A 19,320-nucleotide genomic window follows, 5' to 3' on the forward strand; every position below is an offset into this window, starting at 1 on the left:
CAAGCATATCATTGCTGATATACACTAATCGATCCTGACCAAGGCTCGTACCATGTCTACCATCAAACCGCCAGCGCCCCCGCCGGCCGAGAACCCCGCCGAGATCGCGCGCGAAGCCTTCCGCCGCCTTGCCACGCGCCGCCTGGCGCCGACGCCGCACAACTACACGATCGTCTACAACGAGATTGCCGGCATTGTCGAGCCGCCGGCCGAACTTGACCCGGCCGTGGGCGACATGCTGGCCGCCTTTGCCACCAAGCTGCACGACAGCCCCGGCGAGCTGCACGAATATGGCCGCCGCTTCCAGCGCGCCGCCCGGGCGCGCGACTGGGACAGTTATTCGCGCGCGCTCGGTCAACTGGTGGACAAGCACTTCCGTAAAGCCAACTCGATCGAACTGGTGGGCGCTGCCGAGTCGCCCGAGTGTAAGCACATTCGCGACATGCTGGCGCGCACGCTCTCGTTTGCCGTTGCCGCACTGCTCGACGGCTCGCCGGCGCTGGTGGCCGAGGCCGAGTCGCTTGGCGCTGCCGTCAAGACCGCCACTAACGACGATGCGCTGGCCGAGACTGCCGTGCGTCTCAAGCAGCTGTGCTACCAGATCGAGATCAAGAATGGCGACGCGGCCGAACAGCAGGATTTGCTGATGCGCCTGTTCAAGCTGTTGCTGGAAAACGTGTGGAAACTGCTCGACGACGACAGCTGGATCCGCGGCCAGATCGAGGCCGTGCAAAACCTGATCGCCGGCCCGATCAACGCGCGCACGCTGGAAGACACCACGCGCAGCCTGAAGGAAGTCATTTACAAGCAGGGCCAGCTCAAGCACAGCCTGTCGGATGTCAAAGGCACGGTCAAGAACATGATGATGACCTTCATCGACCGCTTGAGTTCGGTGGCGACCTCGACCGGTGACTTCCATGAAAAGATCGGCGGTTTCTCTGAACAGATCAGCCGCGCGGACAATATTGTGGACCTGAACAAGATTCTCGACGAAGTGCTGCGCGAAACGCGCGCCATCCAGACCGAGGCGCTGCAGTCGCGCGACCGCATGATCCTGGCGCGCCAGGAAGTGCAGGAAGCCGAGCAGCGCATTCACTCCCTGGAGGCAAAGCTGCAGCATATGAGCGAGCTGGTGCGTGAAGACCAGTTGACGGGCAGCCTGAACCGGCGCGGCCTGGACGACGTGTTCGAGCGCGAGACGGCCCGCTCGGACCGGCGCGGCACGCCTTTGTGCGTTGCCCTGCTGGACCTGGATGACTTCAAGCGCCTGAACGACACCTATGGCCACCAGGCCGGCGACAGCGCGCTCAAGCACCTGGTCAAGATCGTCAAGGAAACGCTGCGCTCGATGGATGTGATTGCACGTTTCGGCGGCGAGGAATTCTTGATTTTGCTGCCAGAAACCACGGTGGAGGCGGCGGCGCAGACGATGACGCGGCTGCAGCGGGAGCTGACCAAGCATTTTTTCCTGCATGAGAATGAGAAGGTGTTGATCACGTTCTCGGCCGGCGTGGCGCTGCGCCAGCCGAACGAGGAGCAGTCGGCTTTGGTCAAGCGCGCCGACCTGGCCATGTATGAAGCGAAAAAGTCGGGCAAGAACCGGGTGGTGGTGGCGCCGTAGCCGCGCCGCATCAAGCCGCGAGTCGTCGTACCGCCGCGTTCGAGGCTGTTGCAGAAGGGGTGATGGTGCAGCAGCACTACATCGTCCTCGCGAAACGCGGGGACCCATAGAACCGACGAGTCCAGTTTTCCCGGGGGCGAGCCGGTCACTGTAAGCTATTGAGCTGAATAGAAGTATTGGCATCCGTTCTATGGGTCCCCGCGTACGAGGTCGTAGCAGAAGGAGCAGCAGTGCCGCAGAGTTACATCGTCCTCGCGAAACGCGGGGACCCATAGAACTGACGAGTCATGTTTCCCTTGAATCGCGCTGCTTGCTGTAACGAATTGATTCGAATCGAACTATTGGCATCCGTTCTATAGGTCCCCGCGTTTGCGAGGACGACGTGACTTTGGTTTTCGAGTTCCCAAAAGTCGCGATTTTTTTGGTTCGCGAGGATGATGTTTCACGCTACCAGTCGTACTTCAACTCCCCAACAAAGGTGCGCTTCGGATACGGGTGAAACGCCCAATACGTATAGTTATTCAGATTATCCACCCCCAGCGCCGCACTCCACTGCTTGTCCAGCCGCGCCCTGATCCGCGCATCGACCACGAAAAACTTGCTGAACCCTTGAAACGCAAACCCATTCGTATCGCTGTTATCAAGCTGCCCATATTGCCGTCCGCTATACCGCGCCGCCACACTGTACGACACGCGCTCGCCCTGCCGGTAGCTGGCCACGGCACTGGCGCGCCACTGCGGCACGCGCGGCTGGCGCTTGCCCACGCTGGCGGCAAACCCGCCATTGGCCGCAATCACCGAATCGGTCCACGTCAGACTGCCGTTCAACGCCAGCCCCGCAATCCATATACCGTCGCGCTGCCACGCCAGCTCCACCCCCCGGGTATGGATCGCGTCGACATTTTGCACGGTCGACACGCTCGCCGTCAGCGCCTGCGCGTACAAGGCATCGCGCGTGCGCTCGACAAACAGCGTGGCGCGCAGCGTGCCTTTGTCGGTCGCTTGCTCGGCGCTCAGTTCGCCCGTCCACGATCGCTCCGGCCGCAAGGCCGGATCGGTATTGACAATCGCGTCGCCCACGATCGCCCCCTGGTACAGTTCGCCCACGGTGGGCATGCGCAGCGCGCGCCCGGCGGAGGCCTTGAGCGTCCACTGCGGCGCCAGCCGGTACGCCAGCGCCGCCTTCGGTGAAACGTGCTGCTCGCGGCGCTCCTGGCCGAACGGGACAATCACGCTGGCGTTACCCAGTTCGCCGCCGTAGGCGCGCCAGCGCTCGTAGCGTGCGCCCAGCGTCGTCTTCCAGTAGTCCGAGATGGTCCAGGTCTGCTGCGCGAACAGGCTCTTCAACGCGGTATTCCCGTTCGACGCGGACAGGCGCGCGCCCGCCGCGCCGAGCGCCCAGTCGTCCGTGCCGCTCACCAGCGAACGCAAGTGATAGTCGTCCTGCTGGTAGCCGAATTCGATCACCTGCCCCGCCGGGCGCCACACGCCGCGCAAGTTCAGCGTGCGCCATCCGGTGCCGTTCAGGTCGGTTATGCGCCCCGCTGCGCCGGGAAACGAAGCCGTTGGCGCGCGCAGCACGTCCTTGCGGTAGTCGTACAGTCCCGCTGCCGCTTCCCAGTCGAACAGGCCGCGCGTGGTGGTCTTGAGCGAGACGCCTTGCATCCGGTGCTCCATCACGTTCACGCTGGGCGCGAACGCGGCGCTCGGCGCGTTCAGGCGGTACTGCCGGGCGTCGATCACCACGTTGCCGGCATACACTGGCTGACCAGCCGCATCGCGCAGGTAACTCTGGACGGCGCCGTCGGCATCGTTCTTCCACAGGCCAAAGGTGTAGCTGGCACGCAAAGTCGGGCTCAGGTCGTACACGAGCTTGAGCTTGGCGTGGTCTTGCACCGTGTGGTAGCTGGTGGTAGTGCCCAGCAGCCACCACGGTTGCCCTTTTGGATTGTTGCCGGCGATGGCGCCGCGTACGACCGGCGTTGCGGGCGTGGGCGCGGCGCCCTCGGCCAGCGTGCGGGTGGCAAACGACAGCGGCTGGCCGTTGCTGTCGAGCCGGTTGGCGTTGATCCACCAGGCCAGCTTGCCGTTCTTGTTGCCGATCGATGCACTGGCCTGCTTGCCCGCCACCCGTTCGCCACTGCCGTACAGATCGAATTTCTGGGTTGCGTAGCCCAGCTTGGCGTGCATTTCCAGGTGGGTGGGCAAGCGCGTGACATAGTCGACCACGGCGCCCACCGAGTTGCCCGCGTAAGCGGCCGAAAACGGTCCGTACAGCACATCGACGCGTTCAATTTCCTCGGGCGTGACCAAGCCCCAGCGCGGCGTGAAACCGGCGCCATTGCCCAAATAGTTCGACAGCAGGATGCCGTCCGCGTAGACCATGGAACGGGCGCTGTTGCCGCTGCCCGAGGCGCGGGTCGACAGCACGGCGTGGTTGTAGTCGCCGATAAAACGTTTGCGCACCAGCAGGCTGGGCAGGTACTTGAGCGCGTCTTCGCTGTCGGTGGCGTTGATGGTCGCTTCGATCCGGCGCGCGCTAATGCCTTCCATGGTGGTGGGAATCTGGGCCGGCAGCGAAGTCGGCCGTCCGCCGCTGATGACGACGGTGTCCGGTACGTGCGGTGCGCCGACAATGTGCTGCGCCAGCGCGACAGGCGCGCAGGCCGCCAGCAGGGCTGCGCCCATGCTTGGGTAGTGATGGTTCATGTGTTTTTTCCAGCCTTGGGTCAAGACGAATGTCGGAAGGACGGCGCCAGCGCATCGCCCGCCGACAGGGTCGACAGGGTCGACAAGGCAGACGCAGCTTTAGCGCCGCGACGCGCTTGCGCGCATCAGCGTCGGTACTCAGGCGTGGACTGGGGGAGCGCGCGATTGCGCGAGCGTCCAGATGGCCAATGGGCTTGGCGACTGGAAAAACAGGGAGGGATGGGTGTCGCGCCCTTTCAGCAGCGGCATGCTTGAGGCAGTGCCCGGCAGCAAGGCGATGGCTGGTGCGTGGGTGGCGCAGAACGGGCAGTGTTCCAGGTGGACCGATACCTGCTGGGCATCGGCGCCGTCTGCCTTGACCATCTTGACGCCCGCTGCGCTGCAGATCTCGGTCCAGGTATCACCACGCGACGCGGCCATGGCTTGCGCCGCCGACGGCGCCAGCGCCGCAAACAGCATCGCGAAACAGGCGATCCATGCGGCAAAGCGTCGAGTGATTGTGTTCATGACCATAAGGCAAATTATACCAGTGCCCGCGCTTGCCTTCGCCCCCCCTTTGCCTACTTCTTCGCCGCCGGCGGCGCCTTGTACGTCACCCGGTAAATGCGGCCCCGGTGATCATCCGACACCAGCATCGAACCGTCCGCCAGGAAAGCGATGTCGACGGGACGGCCGACCACTTCACCATTCTGGATGAAGCCATCGATGAACACGGTGTCGCTCACCATCTTGTTTTCATGCAAGGTGACCAGCGCCACGCGGTAGCCGCTCTTTTGCGCGCGGTTCCACGAGCCGTGTTCGGCCACGAACAGCTGGTTCTTGTACTGCGCCGGAAACTGGCTCCCCGTGTTGAATGCCAGGCCAAGCGCGGCCACGTGCGGCCCCAGCTTGGCGACGGGCTCTTCAAACTCCGCGCACTTGCGCCCCGCCGCAAATTCGGGATCCGGCACCACGCCGCCTGCGCAATACGGAAAGCCGAAATGCATGCCCGCCTTGGGCGCGACGTGCAGCTTGTCGGACGGCAGATTGTCGCCCAGCATGTCGCGCCCATTGTCGGTGAACCACAATTGCCCCGTCGTGGGGTGGAACGCGAACCCGACCGTGTTGCGGATGCCGCGCGCGTATTCTTCCAGGCTTGATCCGTCCGGATTCATCCGGTGGATCTTCGAGTATGGCTCGTTTTCCTTGTTGCACACATTGCACGGCGCGCCGACGGGTATGTAGAGCTTGCCGTCAGGCCCGGCCTTGATGACTTTTCCGCCGTGCCACTTGTCACTCGGTAGCGAAACCTTGAGCACATTGACCTTCGGGCTTTTATCATAGGTGCTGTCAATATTGTCAAAGCGAATCACGCGCGACACTTCCCCCACGTACAGCGCACCGTTCAGCCAAGCCACGCCAATCGGTGTATCGAGCCCTTCGGCGACGGTGACGACCTTGTCGATCACGTTGTCGCGTTTGCTGCTGACCAGCGCGACAACTTTGCCGGCAGCGCCAGAGCCCACATACACAATGCCGGAAGGCGAAACAGCCATGCTGCGCGCGGCGTTCACCTTGTCGGCAAAGACCGTCATGCTGAAACCAGGCGGCAACGTGAAGTTGGCAAGTTCCGGGTACGACGCCGCCGCCGCTGGCGCGGCACTGACGGGCGTGAGCAAATAATCGGCAATCGATGCCAAGTCCGCCGGCGCCAGTATTGCCTTAAAGGAGGGCATGCCGGCCGTGAGCGAACCGGCGGCGATGAAACCGGCCAGCGCCGCCTTGTTCGGCTTGACCTTGACCCAGGTGGCGTCAGCCAGGTTGGGGCCGATGGCGCCTTCGCGCTGGGCGCCGTGGCAGGCTGCGCAGTTTTGCTGGTACAGCGCGGCGCCGCTTGCCGCGTGCGCGAGCGGCGCTGCACAGGCCGCAGCGATGGATAAGGCGAGCAGCAATTTTTTCATTGGGTGTGTCGTTTGCATGTCAATAAGTCAGTATCACCAGGGAAACCGCCTGGCGCGGCAGCTGCATTGTGATGATCGTACTGCCATTTCGCACTTTCAGTTTTTTTGGCGTACCTAACTGGGCCAGTTCGCTGGCCTGCTGCAACTGGAGAACTTGGGCCGGGCTGGGGCTGGCGGGCGAGCCCATGCGTTTCCAGGCGGTGTAGGAATTGCTGTTGTCGCTGTCGATGCGGTAGTGGCGCATGCTGACCGCTCTGGCGGGAATGCCGGCAATCTGCAGCGCCACGGGAGCGCCGGCGTCGATGATGTCGTCGTCATGATAGTTCCATACCATCACCGCCACGCGCCGCTTGCCGCGCGTGGCCAGCGCGTTGATGTCGGTGCGCGCGCCGCGCACGCCGCCCGCCTTGATGCTGGCCGCGTCGTAGGCCAGGTCGCCACTGACGGCCACGCGCTCCTCGCCCATCAGGCCGAACATGCGGAACACGTTCAACACTGGCTTGTTCACGCCATTGGTGGCCAGATCGCGAAAGCCGGCATACCACGGCTGGTCTTCAAATTCGAACGACCAGTTGACGGCGCCAATCAGGTTGACGCCGCGCTTGTCGGCCAGGTCGTATTCGCGCGCGATGGATGCTGCCGTATAACTGGCATACAGAGTGCCGTTGCGGTAGGCGTTTTCGGGCTTGGTGGCCATGCCGCAGGCGGCGCAGCCTTCCGGATCGGACTCGCCGATGATCACCGGCATGCCCTTTAGTTGCGGGTATTTTTCAACCAGGGCGAAGCTGTCGTCAAGGCGCTGGAAGTGCACGTCCATGCCCATGCGCACCACGCCGCCCACAACCTTGGGCGCGCCCTTGGCATGAAAGGCGACAAAGTCCAGCGGCGCGCCGGTCCTGCCGGTTGCGTAGTTCGGCTCCGTCAGCACGTGCCTGAGGAAGTCGTCCATGAAGCGGCCCGCGCCCGCCGTGTGCGGGCCGCCGATGCGGGCGCTGGGCAAGGCGCGCTTGACGGCATCGGCCGCGTAGTCATACATCTTGAAGTACTCGCGCTTGACGTCGGGTGCGATCAGGTAATGGCCGTCCGGCTCGTTCCACACTTCCCAGTACCAGCTCTCCACTTCCTGCTGGCCATAGCGCGCCACGCAATGGCGCACCCATTGATAGATCAGTTCGGCCCACTTGTCGTAGTCCTTCGGCGGCGTAGCCCAGCCCGTCATGATTTCCTGGTAGCGCACGCCCGGCTTCCAATGATGCTGGTAAGGCTGGGGATGTTGCGACAGGGCCTCCGGCATAAAACCAATTTGCGCCAGCGGCTTCATGTTGCGCTCGACATAAGTATCGAAGATCTGGTCGACGATGCTCCAGTGGTAGACCGGCTTGCCGTCCTTGTCTTCCGTGTACATGCCGGTCGATCCCCATTTCAGCGCGTAACTGCCGTCGCCGGAGGTCATCAGGTTGTGGGCGCGCACGTAGACGGGAACGGGGCTCAGGACGGCAATGTCGCTCAGCAGTTTTTTGCCGTTGGGGGCCGTGGTGTAGTTCGGTTCGTCGTAGCCGAACCAGGCCCAGATGGGCGTCATGGGTCCTTTGACATGGTTGATATCGACCGTCAGCTTGACGCTGGAACGTGATGGGGCGACGCTGCCGTCATCGCAAGGGGAGCGGCGGCGGCAATCGTCAGCTGCGCGCAGGCGGCAAAGCTTAGCGCGGTCAATAATTTCATCATGGGGGTAGGTTCGCAGGCCGGGGTGACTGGCAATGGTAGGCCGATCTTGCGCGCTGAGCCAATCGCTAATTTGTCGGGAAACATATCAAAACGCATATGTATTGCCCGTGAAGCCCGGAAGTTGGGCTTTTTTGTGGTGGGCTTGCAATGCTTCCTGGGCGAAAATAAAACTATTTTCGCTATCAAGTATTCGCCGTGCGGGTCGTTTAACGGGGCGCTTTGCACTTTCGGTGAGCACGCAATGCGCACTTTATTTCCATTGCCGACCATCAACTTCTGTTGCGCCGCACCGTTACCAAAAATAACTGCGGTGTGAGTGTCCCGGAAACCGGGCAGACCAAAGTGAAAACAGGCACCTTCGCCTACCCGGCACTACCTTCTGGAGAATTATCATGGCTGCATTTATCAACACCAACACCGCATCGATGAACGCTCAGCGCAATCTGAACGCTTCGCAATCTTCGCTGACCACGTCGCTGCAGCGCCTGTCGTCGGGCATGCGTATCAACAGCGCCAAGGACGATGCAGCCGGCTTGGCCATCGCCGACCGTATGACGTCGCAAATTCGCGGCAACACCGTTGCCATGCGCAACGCAAACGATGGCATCTCGCTGGCCCAGACGGCCGAAGGCTCGCTCGGCAAGATCGGCGAAAACCTGCAGCGTATGCGCGAACTGGCGGTCCAGTCGATGAACAGCACCAACAGCGCCGATGACAAGTCGGCGCTTGACCAGGAATTTGGCGAACTGGCCAGTGAAGTGACGCGGATTGCTGGCGGTACCGATTTCAACGGCACAAAAATTCTCGGCGCTGGCGCTACCTCAGCCGGTTTCACCTTCCAGGTGGGCGCAGGAACCTCGGCCAACGACAGCATCACGGTCAAAACCAAGAACATGGCTGCCGAAGCAAAATTGGTCAACGTTGTCGGCGGCACCACCGGCACCACCATTGCCGCAGTCACCGACGATGCGAGCACCACCACCGTCGACGAAACCGATGCAGGCGCTGCTGCCGGCGCCACCGTGGCACGCAAGACGCTGACCGGCACTGCCGCCCAAACCGGCGACATCGTCAACAAGATCGATGAAGCGCTGAAAACGGTGAACAAGGAGCGCGCTACCTACGGTGCCACGCAAAACCGTTTCGAATCAGTGGTAAGCAACTTGCAAGTGTCGATCGAATCGCAGTCAGCTTCCCGCAGCCGCATCATGGACACTGACTTCGCTTCGGAAACGGCCAGCCTGACCCGCGGCCAGATCCTGCAGCAAGCCGGCACCGCCATGCTGGCCCAGGCGAACTCGCTGCCAAACGGCGTGCTGTCCCTGCTGCGCGGTTAATTTACCAGCAAGCGTATCACCAGACCGCCCGGTCCGAATCCTTTCGGCCGGGCTGTTTTTCTGGCCAAGCCATCATTGCCGAAATGACATAAAACGTCGCTTGAGCATATTTTCACGATTTTTTTATTTCCCAGACTCAAGTTATCGCAAACTGCACCGTTACCAAAAATAACCGCGGTGTGATTGTCCCGGAAAAATGGGGCAGACCAAGGTGAACAAGGCACAGTCGCCTACCCGGCAATACCTTCTGGAGAATTACCATGGCTGCATTTATCAACACCAACACCGCATCGATGAACGCTCAGCGCAATCTGAACGCTTCGCAATCCTCGCTGACCACGTCGCTGCAACGCCTGTCGTCGGGCATGCGCATCAACAGCGCCAAGGATGATGCAGCCGGCCTGGCCATTGCCGACCGCATGACCTCGCAAATTCGCGGCAACACCGTTGCCATGCGCAACGCAAACGATGGCATCTCGCTGGCCCAGACGGCAGAAGGCTCGCTCGGCAAGATCGGCGAAAACCTGCAGCGTATGCGCGAACTGGCGGTCCAGTCGATGAACAGCACCAACAGCACCGACGACAAAGCGGCGCTTGACCAGGAATTTGGCGAACTGGCCAGTGAAGTGACGCGCATCGCCGGCGGCTCCGATTTTAACGGCACCAAAATTCTCGGCGCTGGCGCTACCTCGGCAGGCTTCACTTTCCAGGTAGGCGCTGGAACCTCGGCCAATGACAGCATTACGGTCAAGACCAAGGACATGACGGCCAACCAAAACATGGTCCGGGTCGTGGGCGGTTCGCTGACAGTCAACGTCGACGACGCAGCGACGACCAACATCGATGAAACCAACGCTACCGCAGTCCCTGTGTATGGACGTCAGGTCATTACCGGGACTGCAACGGCAACCAAAGACGTTGTCAACAAGATCGACGAAGCGTTAAAGACCGTGAACAAGGAGCGCGCTACCTACGGTGCTACGCAAAACCGCTTCGAATCGGTGGTGAGCAATCTGCAAATATCGATCGAATCGCAGTCTGCTTCCCGCAGCCGCATCATGGATACTGACTTCGCTGCGGAGACGGCCAGCCTGACCCGCGGCCAGATCCTGCAGCAAGCCGGCACCGCCATGCTGGCCCAGGCGAACTCGCTGCCAAACGGCGTGCTGTCACTGCTGCGCGGTTAATTTACCAGCAAGCGCAAGCCACGCAGCCCGGTCCGAATGATTTCGGCCGGGCTGTTTTACTTGCTACCCCGTCATTGTCGAGACGGCGCTACCGCGATGGTTCGCGCAGTTTTTACGCGAACCGCGGCAACACAATGCGCATGCTTTGCACATTTTCGTTTCCCAAGCTCAAGTTATCGAAAACCGCACCGTTACCCATAATAACTGCGGTGTGATTGTCCCGGAAAAATGGGGCAGACCAAGGTGAACAAGGCACCTTCGCCGACCCGGCAATACCTTCTGGAGAATTATCATGGCTGCATTTATCAACACCAACACCGCATCGATGAACGCTCAGCGCAATCTGAACGCTTCGCAATCTTCGCTGACCACGTCGCTGCAGCGCCTCTCGTCGGGCATGCGTATCAACAGCGCCAAGGATGATGCAGCCGGCCTGGCCATTGCCGACCGTATGACGTCGCAAATTCGCGGCAACACCGTTGCCATGCGCAACGCAAACGATGGCATCTCGCTGGCCCAGACGGCCGAAGGCTCGCTCGGCAAGATCGGCGAAAACCTGCAGCGTATGCGCGAACTGGCGGTTCAGTCGATGAACAGCACCAACAGCGCCGATGACAAGTCGGCGCTTGATCAGGAATTTGGCGAACTGGCCAGTGAAGTGACGCGGATTGCTGGCGGTACCGATTTCAACGGCACAAAAATTCTCGGCGCTGGCGCTACCTCAGCCGGTTTCACCTTCCAGGTGGGCGCAGGAACCTCGGCCAACGACAGCATCACGGTCAAAACCAAGAACATGGCATCTGAAGCAAAATTGGTCAACGTTGTCGGCGGCACCACCAGCACCACCATTGCCGCAGTCACCGACGATGCGAGCACCACCACCGTCGACGAAACCGATGCAGGCGCTGCTGCCGGCGCCACCGTGGCACGCAAGACGCTGACCGGCACTGCCGCCCAAACCGGCGACATCGTCAACAAGATCGATGAAGCGCTGAAAACGGTGAACAAGGAGCGCGCTACCTACGGTGCCACGCAAAACCGTTTCGAATCGGTGGTAAGCAACTTGCAAGTGTCGATCGAATCGCAGTCAGCTTCCCGCAGCCGCATCATGGACACTGACTTCGCTTCGGAAACGGCCAGCCTGACCCGCGGCCAGATCCTGCAGCAAGCTGGCACCGCCATGCTGGCCCAGGCGAACTCGCTGCCAAACGGCGTGCTGTCCCTGCTGCGCGGTTAATCTTTAGCCTCGGCATCAACATGATACAGCCCGGACCGATTCGTCGGCCGGGCTGTATCGCATTATGGAACACATTTTGTTCGCCGCACTCCGCCCAGGGTGGCGAAAAGGACCACTACCGGACGCTTCCGCGCCGAATTGACGGGTAAATCCCCCTTTAAAGTAAAGTTGCTTGCTGCCGATAACAAGGTATATTCTAATTTTACGTAGGAGGCAATCGTGGGACTTTCCTCAGCTGGTCTTGGCTCCAATCTGCCGGTCGATAGTATCGTCACGCAATTGATGGCCGTCGAACAGAAGCCTCTCGCACTGCTCGACAAAAAAGTAACGACCTTTCAGTCCAAGCTGTCCGCGCTCGGCACGCTCAAGAGTGCGCTGTCGACCTTTCAGAGCGCCGTTACCAAATTGTCCAACCTGAGCAAGTTCATGGCCATGAACGGCGTCATGAGCGACCCTGCGGTGGCCGGCGTGACCGCTGGCGCCTCGGCCACGGCCGGGACCTACTCGCTTGAAGTGAGCAAGCTGGCGCAAGCCCAAAAACTGGCGACCGCCGGCCAGGCAAGTGCGAGCGCGGCGATCGGATCGGGCACCATCAATTTCGACTTCGGCACCGTCGCCGGCGGCACCTTCGACGCCACCACGGGCAAGTACAGCGGCGCTTCCTTTACTTCGGCCGGCGGCGGCCTCAAGAGCGTGGTCATCGATCCCGCCAACAACTCCCTGTCGGGCATCCGCGACACCATCAACAAGGCTGGCATCGGTGTCACCGCGTCCATCGTCAACGACGGCAGTGCCTCGCCCAATCGTCTGGTCTTGACCGAAACGAGCACCGGCAAGGCGAGCAGCATGAAGATCAGTGTCGACGCCGCCGGCGACGCCGCCCTCAAAACGCTGATGAACCATGACCCGGCCGGGGTGCAGGGCATGAAAGAAACGGTCAGCGCGCAAAATGCGGAATTCAAGCTCGATGGCCTGGCGATCAGCACCCCCACCAACAATGCCGGCGACGTCATTGAAGGGGTCACCCTCAAGCTGACCAAGACCAATGTCGGGACCCCGGCCAGCCTGACCATTGCGCGCGATACCGATGCGGTGGTCAAGTCGGTCAATGAATTTTCCAACGCCTACAATGCGATCACCAAAACATTGAAGGACTTGACCGCCTACAACGAAGCGACCAAGACCGGTGCGGTCTTGAATGGCGACGCCACCGCGCGCAGCATCTCGACCCAGTTGCGCACGATGCTCACTGCCCCGATTGCCACCGGCGACTCGGCCTTTTCGGTGCTCTCGGCCGTTGGCGTGAGCGTCAAGGCGGGCGTGATGGCGGTGGACGACGCCAAGCTCAAAAAAACCATCGACAGCAATTTCAGCAGCATCGCCGGCCTGTTCGCCGCAGTGGGCAAACCGAGCGACTCGCTGGTGGCCTTCAAGAGCGCCAGCGACAAAACCGTGGAAGGCAACTACGCGGTCAACATCAGCCAGCTCGCGGCCAAGGGTAACGTCGCCGGCAACGCCACGGCCAACCTGGTCATTGGCAGCGGCAACAAGACCATGGACGTGACGCTGGACGGCAAAACGGCCACCATTACCCTGGGCGAAGGTACTTACGCCAGCGCCGACGCACTGGCCACCGAAGTGCAGTCCAAGATCAACGGCAGCACCACGTTTTCCGCTGACAGCTCGGCCGTCACCGTCACCAACACCGCCGGCAAGCTCACCATCACCTCGAACCGATTCGGCTCTGCCTCAGGTGTCAGCCTGGCCGCCGGCGCCGGCGCGGACAGCCTGCTCGGTCTGACCCCCGTCAGCAACGCCGGCCGCGATGTGGCCGGCACCATCGGCGGCGTGCCCGCCACCGGCAGCGGCAAGACGCTCACCGGCGGCGTGGGCGATGCCGAAGGACTGGCCTTGACGATTGAAGGCGCCGGTGCGCGCGGCACGGTCAACTACTCGAAGGGCTATGCAGCCCAGTTCGAGACGTTTGCAAAGAAACTGCTCGACACCACCGGCCCGCTTACCTTGCGCACCGACGGCATCAATACCTCGATCAAGGAACTGGCGGCGAACCGCCAGAAAATAGTTGATCGCCTGGCCGACGTCGAGAAGCGCTATCGCACGCAGTACACGACGCTCGATACGACCATTAGCAAGATGAACGCCACCAGTAGCTACTTGACTCAGCAGCTCGCTTCGCTGGCACGCCTGTAATTAAAGTTTATTGAAAGGACATACCATGTTTGGATCAACGCGCAGCGGTGCCAATGCCTACGCCAAGGTTGGACTGGAAACCGGCGTCGTCGCCGCCAGCCCCCACAAACTGATCGTCATGCTGTTTGAAGGCGCCATTGTCGCCATCAACAACGCCAGGACCGCCATGAAGGCGGGCCAATTCGAAGTCAAGGGCAAGGCCATCACCAAGGCGGTCCTGATCGTCGACGAAGGCATGCGCGCCAGCCTGGACAAGAAAGCCGGCGGCGAAATCGCGACCAACCTCGACGCCCTGTACGCTTACATCATCCAGTGCCTGATGCGGGCCAACCTGCGCAACGACCAGGCCCTGCTCGACGAAGCGCTGACCCTGTTGACCGACCTTAAAACAGCGTGGGACGCGATCGGCAATGTAGCGCCTCCCGCACCGGCCCCAGCCCCAGCCCCGCGCGCGACCGTCTACGATGGCCTGGCGCCACGTGCCACCTCTTATGTAAGCGCTTGAACCCATGAACAGCGAACAAATTATTTCGATTTACGAAGAAGTGTCGAGCCTGACAGGGCAAATGCTGGCTGCGGCCCAAACGCGCGACTGGGAGAACCTGGCCGCGCTCGAATCGCACTGCACCAGCCACGTGGCCACGCTCAAGCAAGCCGAGCCGGCACTGCCATTGACGGGCGAACTGCGCGCGAAAAAAATTCGCATCATTCACCAGATCATGGCCCAGGATCGCGAAATCCGTTGCCTGACCGAACCCTGGATGGCCGAACTGGCCGCGCTGATGCACAGCGCCGGCACCGAACGCAAGTTGTCGCGCGCCTACGAGGCGCACCGCACGGCTTGAAGCGCGCGGTTTAGTTTATTTAACCCAACATGCAGCTGCGCACCGACCTGACGCCGGCCGGCACGGTCGGCAAGGTCGACCGCGCCGGCCGCGCCGACGGCGTCGCCGACCCGCGCCAGGAAGCCTTCCAGCGCACCATGTCCGGCATGGTCGGCAAATCGATGCTCTCGCAAGTGCTCTCGCGCCTGGTCGACGGCAATTACATTGTCCGCGTCGCAGGCGACCCGGTGCGCATGCAGCTGCCGCCTGGCACCAGGATCGGCAGCGAAGTGCCGCTCACGCTGCTCTCGGCAGACCCCCGCCCCACCTTCCAGATCACCAATGGCAACGGCCAGGCGCTGCCCGGCACGCTGTACACGCCGCCCTCGCCGGCCTCGCAAGCTGCGCAATTGCTGGCCGACACTGCCAATGCCCTGCCGGCCAAGGGTGCCGCCGCCACCGCCGGCGCCGGCGGCACGGGCGGCGCCGCGCCGCTGCAAGCGGCCGTTCCCGCCAAGGATGGCGCCGCCGCCGCATTGCTGGCGGGCGCCCCGCCGGCACCGGTGCTCAGCGACGCGGGGCGGGTCATCAGCAGCGTGATCGTGGCGGCCCAGAATGCACCGGGCGCCGCACTGGCGCTTGCCGGGCACCAGCCGCTGATGGCCAACCATGCGCCGGACCCGGCGCAACTGGCCGCGCGCCTGCAGGACGCCATCGGCCAGAGCGGCCTGTTCTACGAATCGCACCTGGCCGAATGGGCCGAAGGCACGCGCCCCTTGAGCGAACTGATGCGCGAGCCGCAGACCGGCCGCCTGCCCTCGCCGGTGACCGATCCCACCACCGCCCAGTTCATTAACCTGCAACTGACCAGCCAGGAACAGGCGCGCGTCGCGTGGCAAGGCCAGCTGTTGCCGGGCCAGCACATGGCATGGGACATCCGCAAGGACGCCACAGACGGGCACGGCGGACGCGGGGCCGGTGGCGAGGAAGCGCCGACCTGGCGCAGCGGCATGACGTTCCGCTTGCCATTGCTGGGCGAAATCGCCGCCACCGTGGTGATGGCCGGCGACACCTTCCAGATCGAGATCCAGACCGGCAGCAGCGCCGTGGGCAGCCTGCTGCGCTCGCACGCGGCCGAACTGACAGGGGCGATGGAGGCGGCCGGCACGCCGCTGTCGTCACTGTCGATCGGCCACAAGCGCGAGGATGGCGATGGCTGACGCGGCCGATAAAGTCACGCTCAAGCGCAAGCAGCAAACCGCGGTGGCGCTTGCTTACACGGACGGCGCGCCCGCGCCCAAGGTCGTCGCCAAGGGTAAAGGCTTGATTGCCGAACAGATCATTGCACGGGCTGGCGAAGCGGGCGTGTTCGTGCACGAATCGAAGGAACTTGTGGCATTGTTAATGAATGTCGACCTCGACAGCCAGATCCCGCCCGGTCTGTACCGCGCGATTGCGGAACTGCTGGCCTGGCTATATCATATTGACTCCGCGCACGGGGCAAGAAGCACGCCGCCGCCCGATGCAACCCGATTCATCGACACCTAACAACGGCCGCGCCAATGCACACTCAAGAAGGTTCACTGCTGGAAAATTGGCACGACTATGAAGTCGATTCGCGCCGCGAGATTGTGTCACTGCTGCGCGCCATTGGCGAAAAAAACCAGCTGATCCGCATGCTGGTGCGCGGCGAAGCGGACGTGTGCGTCACTTCCATCCTCGACGTCGATCCTGACACCAACAGCATGTACTTCGACTGCTCGATCGAGGCCGATCAAAACCGCCGCATCCTGGAAGCCAAGCGCTTGTCGTTCGAAACCACGCTCGACAAAATCCGCATCCTGTTTTCCACCGAAGCGGCGCGCGCCACGACCTACCAGGGCGGGCCGGCGCTGCTGGTGGAGATCCCGCCCACGCTGATCCGCCTGCAGCGGCGCGAATACTACCGCATGGCCACGCCGGTCAGCAACCCGGTGCGCACCACCATCCCGATCCCGCCGGAACTGGGCGGCGGCAGCGCCATCGTGCCGCTGGCCGACATCAGTTGCGGCGGCATCGCGATTCTCGACAACAAGCTGATGCTGGGCGACACCATCGGCAACAAGTATCCCGACTGCCGCCTCGACCTGCCTGACATCGGCATGGTGACGACCGGGCTGCGGATCCGCAATTCGATGGAACTGACGCTGCTTAACAACAAAACCAACCGCCGGCTGGGTTGCGAATTTATCGACATTTCACGCGGCAATCTGGCGCTGGTGCAGCGTTACATTACCAAACTTGAACGCGAGCGCAATGCGCGCATTGCCGGCTTGAGCTGACACCACAAAGCTCTTCGAACGAAACAACCAGCGTAGTGCGCGCTGCACCCGTTTTTGCGCCCTGCGTGACCGGTGTCCCGAGTTGGAAGTTCATTGTATGAAGATCCCGAGAATCGACGCGATACTGCGTCAAAAATGCTCGCAAGGCCTCGGCCTTGCTCGGCGTTTGTTTCTTGTCTCTCGGCGATTTCGGAACATTGATCAGCAACGAATTTCTCACTCACGACACTAGCCCAGCCGCTCGCGCAATTGCCGGTTTTCCTTTTCCAGTGCGAGCGCCCACGACACCAGCCCGAAGCGTTTGGTATCAACCTGCTGCCAGAAACGCCCCGGGCTGCGCCTTGCCAGCGGCAACAGCTTGAGCGCCATTGCGCACTGCGCGCCCATGTCGGCCACTTCGGCCAACTCGCTAAAGCCGAACGGAAACGGTGCCTCCGGGTCGCCAATGGCATTGATATCGTCAGCCTTGAGCGCCTTGCGGCACGCCTGCACGCCATTCGCAAAATGCGCGGCCGCCGCCAGATCGTCATTTTCAGCCATCGCCATCGCCCCCAGCAGGCACGCGGCGGCAATCGACTTGGTGGCCAGCAAGGGACTAAACTCCATGAAATCGGCCTGTTCCACTGCCGTCAAGTACATACGCGCCAACGCGCGCGCGTCGCGCCCCAGCGCCAGCCGCCCAGCCAGAAAGGCGGACGAGATCTGCCAGCGCTTGGCATGTGGATTGGGCATGTCCTGGCCTAGGTAGGCGTCGATCAGCGGTAGTAAGTCGTCCACATGTTCCGACGCAGGTTCGTCGAGCAGGGCGTAGCCGAGCACCGTCAGCGCCGCACCGAAGTCGGCGCTGTCCATCTGCACCGTGCCCAGCGCGCGCGCGGCCAGGTCGGTCAACACCGCGCGCTCGCGCAGCCGGTCGCCCATGTGCACCATCGTGCGGTACAGCCACGGATTGTCGTAGTGGAGGCCGAATTGCGCCACCCAGCATCCCGGCACGTGCTTGAGCGCGGCAAACTCCGGATCGGTGTAGGCGCGCAGCGAGCGCTTGGCCAGCGGGTCGATCGATCCGATCAGAATCAACCATTCCGTCTCGGTCGGCGGGGCGTCCAGCGCCAGTTTGTAGAGCGTGCGGGCTGCCTGTTGCAGCACAAAACCGCCTGGCGCCGTCTGCGCATAGCGTTCCTCGAGCAGGAAGTACTGACCCATCGTGGCGCGGAACTTGGGGTAGTCGAACGCATGGAAGTGATGCGGATTGGGGTCATTGCCGGTTTCGTCGACCCATTGGTTGGGCACGCTCGCAACGATCCGACCGTCCGGGCGCAGTACGCGCACCGCTTCCTTCAAGAATGCCTGGTAGTCTTCCAGGTGTTCAATGGTTTCAAAGCTCACCACCAGGTCGATGCTGTCGTCGGCCAGACACGACAGGTCGGTCGCGCTGGCGGTGACGTACTCGATGCCGTACTGCTGGCCGAAGTGGGCGCTGGCGTAAGCCGCCGAGCCGGCATCGATATCGACGCCGATAAAGCGCGCCCCGCCAGACTGTGCGGCCAGGATGGCGCTGCCGTAGCCCAGGCCGCAAGCGCAGTCGAGCACAGTGTCGCCGCTGCGCACCAGGCTGGCGGCAAGCGCGTAGCGCACCATGTGGGCGTCGGCGCGCGCGCCGGCTTCGCGCGACATGTCCATGTGCAGGTCGCGCTCGGCCAACAATTGTTGCAATGGATAGGCGGCCAGCGCGGCGGGCGGAATGCGCTCGAATTCGAGCATGGCCGGCACCAGCGGGTCATTGCATTGTGTGAAGTAGCGCTGGCCCGATACGGCCTGAGGCGCGCGCCGAAAGCCCGCCTGGATGGCCGTGTTTTCCCAGTCCGCGCTGCGCCCCACCTCCCGCGACGTGCGGATCAGGTCGCGGTGCTCGGAAAAGCGGATCACTACCCAGCGCGGCTCGATCCGGTACAGCTCGGCGAAGCTCGATGCCAGCGTGCCCACTTCCAGCATGGCGCTGGCCTCGACTACCACGCAATCGTAGTGCGCAAACGTAGCTTCATCCCATGCGGCCAGTTCGGCCAGCGCATTGACGCTGTCGACCAGCGCGCCGCGCTGGCGCAACTGTTGTCCCAGCGTCGGGTCATTGCCGCCAACGCACAATACGGCGCCGGCGCCGACAAGGCTGACAATCTGTTCAGCATCCGAAAACGCCATCTGCATCTC

General features: G+C 62.3%; 15 protein-coding genes. 10 read left to right on the forward strand and 5 right to left on the reverse strand.

What is annotated here, in order from left to right; translation table 11 throughout:
- The first annotated feature begins 52 nt into the window (after positions 1–52).
- On the forward strand, positions 53–1,621 hold the full coding sequence (locus ACP7BV_RS14080; RefSeq protein ID WP_426104628.1) for a GGDEF domain-containing protein: 1,569 nt from the start codon (positions 53–55) through the stop codon (positions 1,619–1,621).
- Between the two features lie 447 nt (positions 1,622–2,068).
- Here the strand turns inward: ACP7BV_RS14080 and ACP7BV_RS14085 are convergent, their stop codons facing one another.
- From ACP7BV_RS14085 to ACP7BV_RS14100, 4 genes are all read right to left on the reverse strand, one after another.
- A complete protein-coding gene (locus ACP7BV_RS14085) occupies positions 2,069–4,330 on the reverse strand; it encodes a TonB-dependent receptor (protein WP_426104630.1) in 2,262 nt (753 codons plus the stop codon).
- Between the two features lie 138 nt (positions 4,331–4,468).
- Positions 4,469–4,837, reverse strand: coding sequence for a DUF2946 domain-containing protein (locus ACP7BV_RS14090; RefSeq protein ID WP_426104632.1), 369 nt, complete (start codon positions 4,835–4,837; stop codon positions 4,469–4,471).
- 53 nt (positions 4,838–4,890) lie between these two features.
- Entirely contained in the window at positions 4,891–6,270 is a 1,380-nt protein-coding gene (locus ACP7BV_RS14095; protein WP_426104633.1) for a PQQ-dependent sugar dehydrogenase, read from the reverse strand.
- A 19-nt stretch (positions 6,271–6,289) separates the two neighbouring features.
- Positions 6,290–7,852 carry a GH39 family glycosyl hydrolase gene (locus tag ACP7BV_RS14100; RefSeq protein WP_426104634.1) on the reverse strand — a complete coding sequence of 521 codons (1,563 nt, stop codon included), beginning with the start codon at positions 7,850–7,852 and terminating at the stop codon, positions 6,290–6,292.
- Between the two features lie 538 nt (positions 7,853–8,390).
- On the opposite strand from ACP7BV_RS14100, the gene ACP7BV_RS14105 reads away from it, so the two are divergent.
- From ACP7BV_RS14105 to ACP7BV_RS14145, 9 genes are all read left to right on the forward strand, one after another.
- Positions 8,391–9,335, forward strand: coding sequence for a flagellin (locus ACP7BV_RS14105; protein WP_426104636.1), 945 nt, complete (start codon positions 8,391–8,393; stop codon positions 9,333–9,335).
- A 260-nt stretch (positions 9,336–9,595) separates the two neighbouring features.
- Positions 9,596–10,522 carry a flagellin gene (locus ACP7BV_RS14110; protein WP_426104638.1) on the forward strand — a complete coding sequence of 309 codons (927 nt, stop codon included), beginning with the start codon at positions 9,596–9,598 and terminating at the stop codon, positions 10,520–10,522.
- A 292-nt stretch (positions 10,523–10,814) separates the two neighbouring features.
- On the forward strand, positions 10,815–11,759 hold the full coding sequence (locus tag ACP7BV_RS14115) for a flagellin (RefSeq protein ID WP_426104639.1): 945 nt from the start codon (positions 10,815–10,817) through the stop codon (positions 11,757–11,759).
- A gap of 219 nt (positions 11,760–11,978) precedes the next feature.
- Positions 11,979–13,970: a flagellar filament capping protein FliD gene (fliD, locus tag ACP7BV_RS14120; protein ID WP_426104640.1), complete on the forward strand. Its 1,992-nt coding sequence runs from the start codon at positions 11,979–11,981 to the stop codon at positions 13,968–13,970.
- A 25-nt stretch (positions 13,971–13,995) separates the two neighbouring features.
- Complete coding sequence (fliS, locus tag ACP7BV_RS14125) at positions 13,996–14,475, forward strand: flagellar export chaperone FliS (protein WP_426104641.1); 480 nt, start codon at positions 13,996–13,998, stop codon at positions 14,473–14,475.
- 4 nt (positions 14,476–14,479) lie between these two features.
- Entirely contained in the window at positions 14,480–14,815 is a 336-nt protein-coding gene (locus ACP7BV_RS14130) for a flagellar protein FliT (RefSeq protein ID WP_426104642.1), read from the forward strand.
- Between the two features lie 29 nt (positions 14,816–14,844).
- Positions 14,845–16,014, forward strand: a complete 1,170-nt coding sequence (locus ACP7BV_RS14135) for a flagellar hook-length control protein FliK (RefSeq protein ID WP_426104643.1) — start codon at positions 14,845–14,847, stop codon at positions 16,012–16,014.
- On the forward strand, positions 16,007–16,342 hold the full coding sequence (locus tag ACP7BV_RS14140; RefSeq protein ID WP_426104645.1) for an EscU/YscU/HrcU family type III secretion system export apparatus switch protein: 336 nt from the start codon (positions 16,007–16,009) through the stop codon (positions 16,340–16,342). Before ACP7BV_RS14135 ends, ACP7BV_RS14140 begins: the two co-directional genes overlap by 8 nt.
- Before the next feature lie 14 nt (positions 16,343–16,356).
- Complete coding sequence (locus ACP7BV_RS14145; protein WP_426104646.1) at positions 16,357–17,115, forward strand: flagellar brake protein; 759 nt, start codon at positions 16,357–16,359, stop codon at positions 17,113–17,115.
- A gap of 228 nt (positions 17,116–17,343) precedes the next feature.
- Here the strand turns inward: ACP7BV_RS14145 and ACP7BV_RS14150 are convergent, their stop codons facing one another.
- Positions 17,344–19,311, reverse strand: coding sequence for a class I SAM-dependent methyltransferase (locus ACP7BV_RS14150; protein ID WP_426104647.1), 1,968 nt, complete (start codon positions 19,309–19,311; stop codon positions 17,344–17,346).
- Positions 19,312–19,320: the final 9 nt, after the last annotated feature.

Source organism: Massilia sp. TSP1-1-2 (genome assembly GCF_049896185.1).
Classification (GTDB): Bacteria; Pseudomonadota; Gammaproteobacteria; order Burkholderiales; family Burkholderiaceae_D; genus Telluria_A.

Bases quoted from the DNA above. Each gene is read 5' to 3' on its own strand.
- ACP7BV_RS14145 (WP_426104646.1), top strand. From the start codon at position 16,357: ATGCACACTCAAGAAGGTTCACTGCTGGAAAATTGGCACGACTATGAA.
- ACP7BV_RS14080 (WP_426104628.1), top strand. From the start codon at position 53: ATGTCTACCATCAAACCGCCAGCGCCCCCGCCGGCCGAGAACCCCGCC.
- ACP7BV_RS14130 (WP_426104642.1), top strand. From the start codon at position 14,480: ATGAACAGCGAACAAATTATTTCGATTTACGAAGAAGTGTCGAGCCTG.
- ACP7BV_RS14095 (WP_426104633.1), bottom strand. From the start codon at position 6,270: ATGAAAAAATTGCTGCTCGCCTTATCCATCGCTGCGGCCTGTGCAGCG.
- ACP7BV_RS14085 (WP_426104630.1), bottom strand. From the start codon at position 4,330: ATGAACCATCACTACCCAAGCATGGGCGCAGCCCTGCTGGCGGCCTGC.
- ACP7BV_RS14110 (WP_426104638.1), top strand. From the start codon at position 9,596: ATGGCTGCATTTATCAACACCAACACCGCATCGATGAACGCTCAGCGC.
- ACP7BV_RS14100 (WP_426104634.1), bottom strand. From the start codon at position 7,852: ATGACGCCCATCTGGGCCTGGTTCGGCTACGACGAACCGAACTACACC.
- ACP7BV_RS14115 (WP_426104639.1), top strand. From the start codon at position 10,815: ATGGCTGCATTTATCAACACCAACACCGCATCGATGAACGCTCAGCGC.
- ACP7BV_RS14105 (WP_426104636.1), top strand. From the start codon at position 8,391: ATGGCTGCATTTATCAACACCAACACCGCATCGATGAACGCTCAGCGC.
- ACP7BV_RS14150 (WP_426104647.1), bottom strand. From the start codon at position 19,311: ATGGCGTTTTCGGATGCTGAACAGATTGTCAGCCTTGTCGGCGCCGGC.
- ACP7BV_RS14090 (WP_426104632.1), bottom strand. From the start codon at position 4,837: ATGAACACAATCACTCGACGCTTTGCCGCATGGATCGCCTGTTTCGCG.
- fliS (WP_426104641.1), top strand. From the start codon at position 13,996: ATGTTTGGATCAACGCGCAGCGGTGCCAATGCCTACGCCAAGGTTGGA.
- ACP7BV_RS14135 (WP_426104643.1), top strand. From the start codon at position 14,845: ATGCAGCTGCGCACCGACCTGACGCCGGCCGGCACGGTCGGCAAGGTC.
- ACP7BV_RS14140 (WP_426104645.1), top strand. From the start codon at position 16,007: ATGGCTGACGCGGCCGATAAAGTCACGCTCAAGCGCAAGCAGCAAACC.